This window comes from Streptomyces sp. NPDC001056 (assembly GCF_053598955.1).
On record NZ_JBSFLI010000042.1, the window covers coordinates 1 to 12,955 of the forward strand.

Annotated in this window: 13 protein-coding genes; 4 read left to right on the forward strand and 9 right to left on the reverse strand. The window is 69.5% G+C overall.

The features are described 5' to 3' along the window. A partial coding sequence (locus ACWDD7_RS32990) for a hypothetical protein (RefSeq protein ID WP_450460075.1) occupies nt 1–248 on the forward strand: 248 nt, incomplete at its 5' end. Nucleotides 249–347: 99 nt separating this feature from the next. On the opposite strand, the gene ACWDD7_RS32995 is transcribed toward ACWDD7_RS32990, so the two are convergent. From ACWDD7_RS32995 to thyX, 3 genes are all read right to left on the reverse strand, one after another. Beyond that, nucleotides 348–2,033 (reverse strand): ribonuclease J, encoded by a 1,686-nt coding sequence (locus ACWDD7_RS32995; protein ID WP_450460076.1) that lies wholly within the window; start codon nt 2,031–2,033, stop codon nt 348–350. Between the two features lie 185 nt (nt 2,034–2,218). Further along, the gene (gene dapA, locus ACWDD7_RS33000; protein WP_450460077.1) at nt 2,219–3,118 is read right to left on the reverse strand and encodes a 4-hydroxy-tetrahydrodipicolinate synthase; all 900 of its coding nucleotides are present in this window, start codon (nt 3,116–3,118) and stop codon (nt 2,219–2,221) included. Between the two features lie 221 nt (nt 3,119–3,339). Next, nucleotides 3,340–4,089: an FAD-dependent thymidylate synthase gene (thyX, locus tag ACWDD7_RS33005; RefSeq protein ID WP_450460078.1), complete on the reverse strand. Its 750-nt coding sequence runs from the start codon at nt 4,087–4,089 to the stop codon at nt 3,340–3,342. Between the two features lie 177 nt (nt 4,090–4,266). Here thyX and ACWDD7_RS33010 point away from each other — a divergent pair, with 177 nt between their 5' ends. Together ACWDD7_RS33010 and ACWDD7_RS33015 are read left to right on the forward strand one after the other, a co-directional pair. After that, nucleotides 4,267–4,503: a hypothetical protein gene (locus ACWDD7_RS33010; RefSeq protein ID WP_351872963.1), complete on the forward strand. Its 237-nt coding sequence runs from the start codon at nt 4,267–4,269 to the stop codon at nt 4,501–4,503. Nucleotides 4,504–4,593: 90 nt separating this feature from the next. Continuing rightward, nucleotides 4,594–5,145 (forward strand): hypothetical protein, encoded by a 552-nt coding sequence (locus ACWDD7_RS33015; protein WP_450460079.1) that lies wholly within the window; start codon nt 4,594–4,596, stop codon nt 5,143–5,145. Nucleotides 5,146–5,284: 139 nt separating this feature from the next. On the opposite strand, the gene ACWDD7_RS33020 is transcribed toward ACWDD7_RS33015, so the two are convergent. The 5 genes from ACWDD7_RS33020 to rpsO all read right to left on the reverse strand — a co-directional run bounded on the left by ACWDD7_RS33020 (nt 5,285) and on the right by rpsO (nt 10,770). Continuing rightward, nucleotides 5,285–5,740 (reverse strand): hypothetical protein, encoded by a 456-nt coding sequence (locus ACWDD7_RS33020; RefSeq protein ID WP_351872969.1) that lies wholly within the window; start codon nt 5,738–5,740, stop codon nt 5,285–5,287. 14 nt (nt 5,741–5,754) lie between these two features. After that, nucleotides 5,755–6,507, reverse strand: coding sequence for a 4-hydroxy-tetrahydrodipicolinate reductase (gene dapB / locus ACWDD7_RS33025; RefSeq protein ID WP_351872972.1), 753 nt, complete (start codon nt 6,505–6,507; stop codon nt 5,755–5,757). Between the two features lie 78 nt (nt 6,508–6,585). Beyond that, entirely contained in the window at nt 6,586–7,965 is a 1,380-nt protein-coding gene (locus ACWDD7_RS33030) for a M16 family metallopeptidase (RefSeq protein ID WP_450460080.1), read from the reverse strand. Further along, entirely contained in the window at nt 7,962–10,178 is a 2,217-nt protein-coding gene (locus tag ACWDD7_RS33035; protein ID WP_351872977.1) for a polyribonucleotide nucleotidyltransferase, read from the reverse strand. The genes ACWDD7_RS33030 and ACWDD7_RS33035 overlap by 4 nt, the downstream gene beginning before the upstream one ends. Nucleotides 10,179–10,482: 304 nt before the next feature. After that, entirely contained in the window at nt 10,483–10,770 is a 288-nt protein-coding gene (gene rpsO / locus ACWDD7_RS33040) for a 30S ribosomal protein S15 (protein ID WP_046416809.1), read from the reverse strand. Nucleotides 10,771–11,052: 282 nt separating this feature from the next. Between rpsO and ACWDD7_RS33045 the strand changes: the two genes are divergently transcribed. Continuing rightward, entirely contained in the window at nt 11,053–11,346 is a 294-nt protein-coding gene (locus ACWDD7_RS33045; RefSeq protein ID WP_351872982.1) for a DUF397 domain-containing protein, read from the forward strand. A 52-nt stretch (nt 11,347–11,398) separates the two neighbouring features. On the opposite strand, the gene ACWDD7_RS33050 is transcribed toward ACWDD7_RS33045, so the two are convergent. Next, complete coding sequence (locus ACWDD7_RS33050; protein ID WP_450460081.1) at nt 11,399–12,895, reverse strand: outer membrane protein assembly factor BamB family protein; 1,497 nt, start codon at nt 12,893–12,895, stop codon at nt 11,399–11,401. Nucleotides 12,896–12,955: the final 60 nt, after the last annotated feature.

Genomic DNA, 12,955 nt, shown 5'->3' on the forward strand with positions numbered 1-12,955 from the left:
ATCTGGCGTTGACTTTTGGCACGCTGTTGAGTTCTCAAGGAACGGTCGCTTCCTTTGTACTCACCCTCTCGGGCTTTCCTCCGGGCTTCCCTTCGATGTTTCCGACTCTATCAGATCTTTTCTCGATCCGATTTCCTCGGCGCTTTCCAGGTTTTCGCTTTCGCGTTTCCCTTTCCGGCGGTTCCGACTTTATCAGAAGCTCTGAGTCGGTTTCCCACCCGGTCCGGGGCACCATGTCCAACGCGTGAAGTGTCGGGGTTCCCACCGGGCGAGGTCGTAAACGTACTGGAGCGGGGCGGCCCGATGCAAATCGAGGCGCCCCGCTCCGGGTCCGAGTCGACGGGACGTCAGACCTCCACGACCACGGGCAGGATCATCGGCCTGCGGCGGTAGTTGTCCGAGACCCACTTGCCGAGCGTGCGGCGGATCAACTGCTGGAGCTGGTGGGGCTCCACGACACCGTCCTGGGCGGACCGCTCCAGGGCCGCGTCGATCTTCGGGACGACATCGACGAAGGCCCCGTCCTCGATACCCGAGCCGCGGGCCTGGATGTGCGGGCCACCGGTGATCTTGCCCGTGGAGGAGTCCACGACCACGAAGACCGAGATGATGCCCTCGTCACCGAGGATCTTGCGGTCCTTGAGCGCGGGCTCACCCACGTCGCCAACGGAGAGCCCGTCGACGTAGACGTAGCCGGCCTGGACCTTGCCGGAGATCTTGGCCTTGCCCTCGACCAGGTCCACCGCCACGCCGTCCTCGGCGATGACGATCCGGTCGTGCGGGACACCCGTGAGCGCGCCCAGCTCGGCGTTGGCGCGCAGGTGGCGCCACTCGCCGTGCACCGGCATCAGGTTCTTCGGGCGGCAGATGTTGTAGAAGTACAGCAGCTCGCCCGCGGAGGCGTGACCGGAGACGTGCACCTTGGCGTTGCCCTTGTGGACGACGTTGGCGCCCCAGCGGGTCAGACCGTTGATCACGCGGTAGACCGCGTTCTCGTTCCCGGGGATCAGCGACGAGGCCAGGATGACCGTGTCGCCGTCGACGATGCGGATCTGGTGGTCGCGGTTGGCCATCCGGGACAGCGCCGCCATCGGCTCGCCCTGGGAGCCCGTGCACACGAGGACCACCTCGTGGTCGGGCAGGTCGTCCAGCGTCTTCACGTCGACCACCAGGCCCGGCGGGACCTTCAGGTAGCCGAGGTCACGGGCGATGCCCATGTTGCGGACCATGGAGCGACCGACGAAGGCGACCCGGCGGCCGTACTCGTGCGCGGCGTCCAGGATCTGCTGGATGCGGTGGACGTGGCTGGCGAAGCTGGCCACGATGATCCGCTTGCGGGCGCCGGCGAAGACCTGGCGCAGCACGTTGGAGATGTCCCGCTCGTGCGGGGTGAACCCGGGGACCTCGGCGTTCGTGGAGTCGGTCAGCAGGAGGTCGATGCCCTCCTCGCTGAGCCGCGCGAACGCGTGCAGGTCGGTGAGGCGGTTGTCCAGCGGGAGCTGGTCCATCTTGAAGTCGCCGGTGTGCACCACCATGCCCGCGGGGGTGCGGATGGCGACGGCCAGGGCGTCGGGGATGGAGTGGTTGACGGCGATGAACTCGCAGTCGAAGGGGCCGATGCGCTCGCGGTTGCCCTCGGCCACCTCCAGCGTGTACGGCCGGATGCGGTGCTCCTGGAGCTTGGCCTCGATCAGCGCGAGGGTCAGCTTGGAGCCGATCAGCGGGATGTCCGGCTTCTCGCGGAGCAGGAAGGGCACACCGCCGATGTGGTCCTCGTGGCCATGGGTGAGGACGATGCCCTCGATGTCGTCGAGGCGGTCCCGGATGGACGTGAAGTCCGGCAGGATCAGGTCGATTCCGGGCTGCTCCTCCTCGGGGAAGAGCACTCCGCAGTCGACGATCAGCAGACGGCCGCCGTACTCGAAGACCGTCATGTTCCGGCCGATCTCGCCGAGACCGCCGAGCGGGGTGACCCGGAGGCCGCCCTCGGGGAGCGGCGGGGGCGGGCCGAGTTCAGGGTGCGGATGACTCAAAAGACTCTCCTCAACCACACGCGCCACGTACCGGTACGGCACGTGGCGCGCATGACGTTCGTGCGAAGCAGTTGTCGTTGTGATACGGGCACCGGTGGCCCGTGCGGGTATGCGGTTGTGTCTTCAGTTGTGAAGCCCGGGGAGCTTCTGGACCGCGAGGGCCCGGGTGGTGCTGAAGTCTGTTGCTAGAGCTGTACCCCGCCGGCGGCAAGATCGATCTTGAGCTGGGCGATCTCCTCGGGCGAGCACTCGACCATGGGCGAGCGCAGCGGGCCGCCGGGCAGTCCGAGCAGGTCGAGCGCGGCCTTGGTGGTCATGACGCCCTGGGTGCGGAACATGCCGGTGTAGACCGGGAGCAGCTTCTGGTGGATCTCGGTGGCCTTGACGACGTCGCCGGAGGTGTAGGCGTCGATCAGGGCGCGCAGGTCGGGGGTGACCAGGTGGCCGACGACCGAGACGAAGCCGACCGCGCCCACGGACAGCAGGGGCAGGTTCAGCATGTCGTCGCCGGAGTACCAGGCGAGGCCGGACTGGGCGATGGCCCAGCTGGCGCGGCCGAGGTCGCCCTTGGCGTCCTTGTTGGCGACGATCCGGGGGTGCTCGGCGAGCCGGACGAGCGTCTCCGTGTTGATCGGGACGCCGCTGCGGCCGGGGATGTCGTAGAGCATGTTCGGCAGGCCCGTCGCGTCGGCGACGGCCGTGAAGTGCCGGTACAGGCCCTCCTGCGGGGGCTTGTTGTAGTACGGCGTGACGACCAGGAGCCCGTGGGCACCGACACGCTCGGCCTCGCGGGCCAGCTCGATGCTGTGGTGGGTGTCGTTGGTGCCGACGCCGGCCACGACATGGGCGCGGTCGCCGACCGCTTCCAGGACGGCTCGTACCAGGTTCGATTTCTCCGCGTCGCTGGTGGTGGGGGACTCGCCGGTGGTGCCGTTGACGATCAGGCCGTCGTTGCCTGCGTCCACCAGGTGGGCGGCGAGCCGCTGCGCGCCGTCGAGGTCGAGTGCGCCGTCCGCCGTGAAGGGCGTGACCATGGCGGTGAGGACCCGCCCGAAGGGGGTCTGCGGAGTCGAGGTCGGAGCCATGGGTAACACGCTACTCGGTGCTCCGTGCGCGGTCTGCCCGTGGGGTATCGGGTAAGTCCGGACAAAGATGGAACCCGGCACTGCCTGCTCGGGGGTTCAAGCAGTGCCGGGTCCGTTTGATCAGGCTAGATGAACTTCTCTAAATGCCGCAATACGGACACTTCAGGAGGCTGACCCGTACATCCGTTCCGTGCGGCCCGACGACGCGCGACAGGGCCTCGTCAGGGGGCCACGCGGCCGTTCGCGTTGTACGCGGCGTACGTCAGCGGCATGAGCTTCGCCCACTCCGCCTCCATCTTCTCGCCCACCATCTCGATCTCCCGCTGCGGGAAGGACGGCACCCTGGCCAGCTCGTGCTGGGTGCGCAGGCCGAGGAAGTGCATCAGGGAGCGCGCGTTGCAGGTGGCGTACATCGAGGAGTACAGGCCGACGGGAAGCACCGAGCGGGCCACCTCGCGGGCGACGCCCTCGGCGAGGAGCTGCTGGTAGGCGGCGTACGACTGCTCGTACGACTCCTCCAGGGTGCCCTTGACCGCGGCGTGCTGCTCCGGGGTGCCCTCGACGAAGACGTACTTTCCGGGGCGCCCCTGCTGGACGAGCTTGCGGGAGGTGTCGGGGACGTAGAAGACGGGCTCCAGCTCGCGGTAGCGGCCGGACTCCTCGTTGTACGACCAGCCCACGCGGTGCCGCATGAACTCGCGGAAGACGAAGATCGGGGCGCTGATGAAGAAGGTCATCGAGTTGTGCTCGAACGGGCTGCCGTGCCGGTCGCGCATCAGGTAGTTGATCAGGCCCTTGGAGCGCTCGGGGTCCTTCTTCAGCTCGTCCAGGGACTGCTCGCCGGCGGTGGAGACGCGGGCGGCGAAGAGGACGTCGGCGTCCGAAGCGCTGGACTTGACCAGCTCGACGGTGACATCGCTGCGGAACGTGAGCGACTCGGGGGTGGTCACGGGGCTTGGGGTCCTTCCCATCACTTCGGTGGTTCGCGCCCACCTTACGGGGGCACCCGCCGGGGCCGGAGCAGGACCTCACCCCAAGAGAACGCACCGACGATTTTTTCTGACATGGGCACCTTTTGCGGTACTCGATCGTCTGTACCGGTGAGACCTGCACGTTCGACCCCGAACCGGGAAAGGAGTAGCACCGCGATGTCCCGTCGGCGCGAGCCCGTACCTTTCGCCTTCCTCGCCGAGGCCGAGACGTTCCGCAGCAATGTGACTCCCCCGCCGCGGCAGCGGGGGTCCTTCGGCGAGACAGCCGGCCGCTGGCTGCTGGGTCTGACCGTCGTGGCCGGGCTGGTGGGCGCGCTGATCATCGGCATGCCGGCGCTGTCCACGCCGTCCGATCCGCCGGTTCCGCAGTCCCAGGCGTCCCAGGGGCGCTGACCCTTACGGCGGCTCCGGGCTGGTGAGCGGGCAGGCGGCCGGATAGCCTCACCGGGCACAGCCCCCGCGAGCACCGAGTGAGGAACCGCCGTGCCCCTGCCCTTCCTGACGGCCGACCGTACCTTCGAGGCGGCCTCCGAGAGCGCACTGCCGTACGACGACCGGAACCGCTGGCGGCGTCCCTACCGTCCCGGTCCCTGGCGGGTGGGCGTGGCGGCACTGGTGCTGATGGTCGCGTCGTTCGTGCTGTTCGCGGCGGTCCTCATCGCGTTGACCGGGTCGTCGTCGTCCGCGGGTGTCGTGCTCGGCATCGGTCTGGTGGTGATCGCCGGGGCCTTGCGGATGCTGCGGGTGGGGGTGTGGGTGAGCCCCCGGGGCGTACGGCAGGTCGGACTGCTGGTGACGCGGACGGTGCCGTGGGAGCGGGTCGTCTCCGTGCGGACGGTGCAGCAGCCGGTGCGGTGGCTGGGACTGCCGCGGACGGTGCAGGGGCAGGCGTTGGTGCTGGCCCGCAGGGACCGGGCGGCGGGGGATGCGACGGCGCTGCTCACGACCCACACGTTGGACTTTCTCGACCGGCCGGCGGCGTTCGACCGGGCGGCGGACGCGGTGGAGGCGTGGGCGGCGGAGCGCGGCCGCTGAGGCCGGCGAGGGCTGCTTGCCCGGCACCGTTCGCGTGCCGCACGAGTGCCCGGAGCAAAAGCGCCCCCCAAGAGGCGCGGAACGGCGCGACGATCCACGACGCACCCGCAGGTACGAGGTCCGCCGGTGTCGCGCAGCGTTACGCGTCGGTCGGGATGCGGCCCGCATGCAGGGCGATGGCCCGTTGCATGGCCTTGCGGGCGCGGGGCGTGTCGCGGGCGTCGTGGTAGGCGACGGCCAGGCGGAACCAGCAGCGCCAGTCGTCCGGGGAGGACTCCGTCTCGGCCTTGCGCCTGGCGAAGACCTCGTCGGCGGAGTCGCGGTCGATGCGGCCGCCGGCCGTGCGGGTGAGCTCGTCCACGGGGAGGCCGCCCTCCGCGTCGAGCTCGGCGGCGAGCCGGTTGGCCCGGCGGACGAACTGGGTGTTCTTCCACAGGAACCACAGACCGATGACCGGCAGGATCAGCACCGCGATCCCGAAGGTGACGGTGAGAGCCGTACCGGTCTCTATGAGCAGCACGCCCCGGCTGCCGACCAGGACGAAGTAGAAGACCAGGACGGCGGCCGTGACAAGGTAGTTGATCTTCGCGCGCATGGCAGGGACTGTTCTCAGCTCAGGTCCAGGAAGTGTTCCAGGCCGAAGGTCAGGCCCGGAGTGGTCACCACGCGGCGCGCGCCGAGCAGGATGCCCGGCATGAAGCTGCTGTGGTGCAGGGAGTCGTGGCGGATGGTGAGGGTCTCGCCCTCGGCGCCGAGCAGCACCTCCTGGTGGGCCAGGAGACCGCGCAGCCGTACGGCGTGCACGGGGACGCCGTCCACGTCGGCGCCCCGGGCGCCGTCCAGCGCGGTGACCGTGGCATCCGGCGCGGGGGCGGTACCGGCCGCGCGGCGGGCCTCGGCGATGAGCTGTGCCGTGCGCGTGGCCGTACCCGACGGCGCGTCCACCTTGTTCGGGTGGTGCAGCTCGACGACCTCGACCGACTCGAAGTACGGCGCCGCGAGCTGTGCGAACTTCATCGTCAGCACGGCCCCGATGGAGAAGTTCGGGGCGATGAGCACCCCGGTGTGCGGGGACTGGTCGAGCCAGCCCTTCAGCTGCGCGAGGCGCTCGTCGGTCCAGCCGGTCGTCCCGACGACCGCGTGGATGCCGTGGCGCACGCAGAAGTCGAGGTTGCCCATGACCGAGGCGGGGGTGGTCAGTTCGACGGCGACCTGGGCGCCGGTCTCCGCCAGCGTCTCCAGCTTGTCGCCCCGGCCGAGGGCGGCCACCAGCTCCATGTCCTCGGCGGCCTCGACCGCCTTGACCGCCTCGGACCCGATCCGGCCCCTGGCCCCGAGGACCGCCACGCGCAGCTTGCTCATCTTCGCTTCCTTACCGATCCTTGCTGACTTACCGGCTCACCGGGCTGCCGGCTTGCCGATTTCCGATGACGGCGGGGGTCAGGCGACGGCGTCGTGCAGTCGCGCGGCCTGTTTGTCCTTCAGCGGGCCGATGACCGACAACGACGGGCGCCGCCCCAGGATGTCGCGGGCGACCGAACGGACGTCGTCCGGGGTGACCGCGGCTATCTTCGCCAGCATGTCGTCCACGGACATCTGCTCGCCCCAGCACAGCTCGCTCTTGCCGATGCGGTTCATCAGCGCGCCGGTGTCCTCCAGGCCGAGGACCGTGGAGCCACGCAACTGGCCGATGGCGCGGGCGATCTCGTCGTCGGTCAACCCGTTGGCGGCGACCTGGTCGAGCTCGTCGCGGCAGATCCGCAGCACGTCGTGCACCTGGCTGGGACGGCAGCCGGCGTAGACGCCGAACAGGCCGCAGTCGGCGAAACCCGAGGTGTACGAGTACACGCTGTAGGCCAGGCCGCGCTTCTCCCGGACCTCCTGGAAGAGCCGCGAGGACATGCCGCCGCCGAGGGCGGTGTTGAGGACGCCCATGGCCCAGCGGCGGTCGTCGGTGCGGGCGAGGCCCGGCATGCCGAGGACGACATGGGCCTGCTCGGTCTTGCGGCCGAGCAGTTCGACCTTGCCGAAGGTGCGGATCGTGCGGCTGCCGTCGCGCGGGGCGATGGGCCGTGCGGCCGGGTCCTTCAGCGCGCCCGCCTTCTCGAAGGCCGCGCGGACCTGTCGTACGACCTTGTTGTGGTCGATGTTGCCGGCGCAGGCGACCACGAGGTGGGTCGGGTCGTAGTGCTTCCGGTAGAAGCGGCGGATGCGGTCGGCGGTCAGGGCGTTGACGGTGTCCACGGTGCCGAGGACGGGGCGGCCGAGGGCGTTGTCGCCGAACATCGTGTGCGCGAAGAGGTCGTGCACACAGTCGCCGGGGTCGTCCTCGGTCATCGCGATCTCCTCAAGGATCGCGCCGCGTTCGACGTCGACGTCCTCCTCGACGATGAGCGAGCCGGTCAGCATGTCGCAGACCACGTCGATGGCCAGCGGCAGGTCCGTGTCGAGCACGCGTGCGTAGTAGCACGTGTACTCCTTGGCCGTGAACGCGTTCATCTCGCCGCCGACGGCGTCGATCGCGGCGGAGATGTCCAGCGCGGAACGGCGCTCGGTGCCCTTGAAGAGCAGGTGCTCCAGGTAGTGCGTGGCGCCGTTCAGGGACGGGGTCTCGTCACGGGAGCCGACGTGCGCCCAGATGCCGAAGGTCGCGGAGCGGACCGAGGGCAGGGTCTCGGTGACGACGCGCAGGCCCCCGGGGAGGGTGGTCTTGCGGACGGTACCGATGCCGCCGGTGCCCTGGATGAGGGTTTGGGTACGGGCGACGGCCCGCGCCTCCGAAGAGGAGCGGGCCGTCACCTTCGAGCCACGGGACGTCACTTCTCGGCGTCGTCCTTCGCCTCGTCGCCGTCCTCGCCCTCGATCACCGGGATGAGGGAGAGCTTGCCGCGCGAGTCGATCTCGGCGATCTCGACCTGGACCTTCTGGCCCACGCCGAGCACGTCCTCGACGTTCTCCACGCGCTTGCCGCCGGCCAGCTTGCGGATCTGCGAGATGTGCAGCAGACCGTCCTTGCCGGGCAGCAGGGAGACGAACGCACCGAAGGTGGTGGTCTTGACGACCGTACCCAGGTAGCGCTCGCCGACCTCGGGCATCGTCGGGTTGGCGATGCCGTTGATCGTGGCGCGGGCGGCCTCCGCCGAGGGACCGTCGGCGGCACCGATGTAGATCGTGCCGTCGTCCTCGATGGTGATCTCGGCGCCCGTGTCCTCCTGGATCTGGTTGATCATCTTGCCCTTGGGGCCGATGACCTCACCGATCTTGTCGACCGGGATCTTGACGGTGATGATCCGCGGAGCGTTCGGGGACATCTCGTCGGGCCGGTCGATGGCCTCCATCATCACGTCGAGGATGTGGAGACGCGCGTCGCGGGCCTGCTTGAGGGCCGCGGCCAGGACGGAGGCCGGGATGCCGTCCAGCTTGGTGTCGAGCTGGAGGGCGGTCACGAACTCCTTGGTGCCGGCGACCTTGAAGTCCATGTCGCCGAAGGCGTCCTCCGCACCGAGGATGTCGGTGAGGGTGACGTAGTGCGTCTCGCCGTCGATCTCCTGGGAGATCAGACCCATGGCGATACCGGCGACCGGGGCCTTCAGCGGCACACCGGCGTTCAGCAGCGACATGGTCGAGGCGCAGACCGAGCCCATGGACGTCGAGCCGTTGGAGCCGAGGGCCTCGGACACCTGGCGGATCGCGTAGGGGAACTCCTCGCGCGCGGGCAGCACCGGCACGAGCGCGCGCTCGGCGAGGGCGCCGTGGCCGATCTCGCGGCGCTTCGGGGAGCCGACGCGGCCGGTCTCGCCGGTGGAGTACGGCGGGAAGTTGTAGTTGTGCATGTAGCGCTTGCGGGTCACCGGGGAGAGGGTGTCCAGCTGCTGCTCCATGCGGAGCATGTTCAGGGTGGTGACGCCCAGGATCTGGGTCTCGCCACGCTCGAACAGAGCGGAGCCGTGCACCCGCGGGATGGCCTCGACCTCGGCGGCCAGGGTGCGGATGTCGGTGACACCGCGGCCGTCGATGCGCTTCTTCTCCTTGATGACGCGCTCACGGACCAGGGTCTTGGTCAGCGAGCGGTACGCGGCGGAGATCTCCTTCTCGCGGCCCTCGAACTCCGGGAGCAGCTTCTCGGCGGCCAGACCCTTGACGCGGTCCAGCTCGGCCTCGCGCTCCTGCTTGCCGGCGATGGTGAGCGCCTGGGCGAGCTCGGGCTTGACCGCGGCGGTCAGGGCCTCCAGGACGTCGTCCTGGTAGTCCAGGAAGATCGGGAACTCGCCGGTGGGCTTGGCGGCCTTGGCGGCGAGGTCGGCCTGGGCGCGGCACAGGACCTTGATGAACGGCTTCGCGGCCTCAAGACCGGCGGCGACGACCTCCTCGGTCGGCGCCTCGACGCCGCCCTCGACCAGCTTGATGGTCTTCTCGGTGGCCTCGGCCTCGACCATCATGATCGCGACGTCGCCGTCCTCCAGGACGCGGCCCGCGACCACCATGTCGAAGACGGCGTCCTCAAGCTCGGTGTGCGTCGGGAAGGCGACCCACTGGCCGCGGATCAGCGCGACGCGGACGCCGCCGATCGGGCCGGAGAAGGGCAGGCCGGCCAGCTGGGTGGACGCGGACGCGGCGTTGATCGCGACGACGTCGTACAGGTGGTCGGGGTTGAGCGCCATGACGGTGCAGACGACCTGGATCTCGTTGCGCAGGCCCTTCTTGAAGGACGGGCGCAGCGGGCGGTCGATCAGGCGGCAGGTGAGGATGGCGTCCTCGGAGGGACGGCCCTCACGGCGGAAGAAGCTGCCGGGGATCTTGCCGGCGGCGTACATCCGCTCCTCGACGTCCACCGTGAGGGGGAAGAAGTCGAGCTGGTCCTTGGGGTTCTTGGAGGCGGTGGTGGCCGACAGCACCATGGTGTCGTCGTCCAGGTACGCCACGGCGGAGCCGGCGGCCTGCTTGGCCAGGCGGCCCGTCTCGAAGCGGATGGTACGGGTGCCGAAGGCGCCGTTGTCGATGACGGCCTCGGCGTAGTGGGTCTCGTTCTCCACTAGCGTTTTCTCCTCGTCTTCGTCCCTGGTCTGCCCGTGTGGCAGGGGGACGGTGGTGGAGAAGCGCGCCTGCGGTGCGGGCCGGTCTTCGATCGAAGCACCCGGGGCTCGCTTCCCCCCGGGGGCCACTACCGAGGACCGGCGGCGGCGTGGTGCGCTTCTCCTCGTTCTGTGTCGTGCGTCCTGCGTTCCTGCGTTGTGCTACCACACTACAAAGCGTGAGTGACACCGCGCACGTTTCCGCACGTACAGCAAAGGGAGCGGCCCCCGAGTCCTGCCGGGAACCGCTCCCCTCACGGCGTCCTTACTTGGCGCCGGCCGCACCGCGGCGGATGCCGAGGCGGTCGACCAGCGCACGGAAGCGCTGGATGTCCTTCTTCGCCAGGTACTGCAGCAGGCGACGGCGCTGACCGACCAGGATCAGCAGGCCACGACGGCTGTGGTGGTCGTGCTTGTGGGCCTTGAGGTGCTCGGTCAGGTCGGAGATCCGACGGGACAGCAGAGCGACCTGGACCTCGGGGGAGCCGGTGTCACCCTCCTTGGTACCGAACTCGCCGATGATCTGCTTCTTCGTAGCGGCGTCGAGCGACACGCGTACTCCTCATAGTCTGTTGAGGCCACCGAGTGCCCCCGGTCTGCATCTCGGGGGAGCTTCCGTGACTCGGAAGGCGGGGATCCGCTGCGCGCGGCCTCCAGGGCACGGGGCTCCGGGGGTGCGTACACGAACGGCCGTCACTCAGGGTACCAGGCGGTGGCGGGCCCGTTTCCCCCGGTCGGCGAACCCCTCCGGGGGGCGGCGCACGGCCACTAGGGTGACCCTCGGGACTGTACGTCACCGGGACCGTACGTTACGTCGGGAAGGGGTCGCCGCGAGATGGCGGAAACGGAAGCCGAGACCAGGGCACGCAAGGAACGCGAGCGCGACGAGCTGTACGCGCTCGACATCTCGGGCGTCGAGTGGCACTGCGCCCCGGGCACCGAGGAGCACGAGGAGCGCGTCGAGATCGCGTACCTCCCCGAAGGAGCCGTCGCGATGCGCTCCTCCCTCGACCCCGACACGGTGCTCCGCTACACGGAGGCGGAGTGGCGGGCGTTCGTGCTGGGGGCGCGGGACGGGGAGTTCGACCTGAAGCCCATGGCGCACAACGGCGGGCTGGACGTGCAGTAGCCATGGAGGAGGTGCGGCGCCTGGGGTGCCGCCCCTTCTCGTGTGGGAGAGGTCAGTGTCCGAGGCCGGCGGTGCCGACGCCGAAGATCGAAACGACCTCTCCCCCCTTGCGCGGGTCGTCGGACTCCAGCTGGTAAGGGGCGAAGAAGACGCGGCCCCGCTCGTACAGGATGAACGAGAACTCGGGGTCGTCCCCCACCTTCCCCCCGTATTTCACGTCGCCCTCCGGCAGGTGGAACAAGAGGTACGGGGTCTCCTTGCCGGTCCGCGGGTTCCAGTCGACCATCGCCGCCGGCTGCACCTCGTCCAGGCTGCTGCGGTAGATGATCAGGTCGTCACCGTTCATACGGACAGGGAGCACCGACTGGAACTGCCGCCCGGAGAACGTGGCGACGGCGGTGCCCTTCCTGACGTCGAATGCCGTGATGTGGTTCGTGGGCTTGAGGACGTCGTCCCCGTCCTTGCCCCTGACGAAGATCCGGTCGCGGCCGACCACGATGCCGGTGCACTTGTCGACGACACCGAAGTAGCCCAGGATCTCCGGGTCGCAGTAGGGCTCGTACTTCTTCAGCGAGATGGTGGCGAGGCGCTCGCCGTTCCCCGGGTCGAGGGTGATCAGGTCCGTGACCATGGTGTCCCCGGCCGCGACGGCGATCACGGGCGGGTCGGAGGACGGCAGGAAGACATCCTGGACGCCCTTGCTGACCGGATACCGCCACACGATCCGGCCCGTGCGCGGCTGGAGCTTCTCCACCCGGTAGGTGCTCTCGTCGTCCTCCTTGCAGACGACCAGGGCCAGCAACGCGCGGCCTCCGGCGTAGCCCGCGTCGTGGCACTGCGACGTGGCGAGGGTGGTGTTCCACAGCCGCCTGCCGCTGTCCATGTCGTACGCCGCCGAGCCCTGTCTCCAGGCGATGGCCACGATGCTCCTGGTCAGAGCGACGTTGGTGTTGGTGACGTAGGCGAAGTCGGCCGCCGGGATCTTCCGCTTCCACAGCTGCTTGCCGGTGTCGAGGTCGAGCATGAGCACCTGGTCGCAGATGCCGTGCGCCGGCTGGACGACGACCGCGGTCCGGCCGTCGACGGTGACGTCACGGCTGACGGCGCAGACGGAGCCGTCGAGGCGCAGGGTCCAGGCCGTGTTGTCGGTGTCGTTCGAGCCGCCGATCTTGTAGCCCGTGATCCGGTCGCCGACCGCCCGCGCGACGATCTTGCCCGTGGCCCACGTGCCGGGCGCATGCCGGGTGGCGCCCTTGGCGACCTCCTCCTCGTGCCTGACGACGGTCTCGCCCTCCGGGGAGACGGGCGCCTTCTCCCTGCTCGCGCGGTCGTCCCGCACGTCGTCCGGGGACTGCCGGATCGCCTCGGCGTCGGTCCGGCCCTTGCCGTCGCCGGACGAGTGGGACCAGAACAGCCCCGTGCCGGCGCAGAGCACGACCGCCACGGCCGCCGCGATGCCGCCCAGGAGACGGCGTCGGCGTCGGCTGCGCGACTGGTCGGCCGCGAGCGCGGACTGGGTGTACATGGACGGGGGCGGGCCGAAGCTCACGCTGGGGGATCCTTTTCTTCGCCGCCTCGCCGGGGGCGGGGGGCCGGCCGTGCCGGGCCT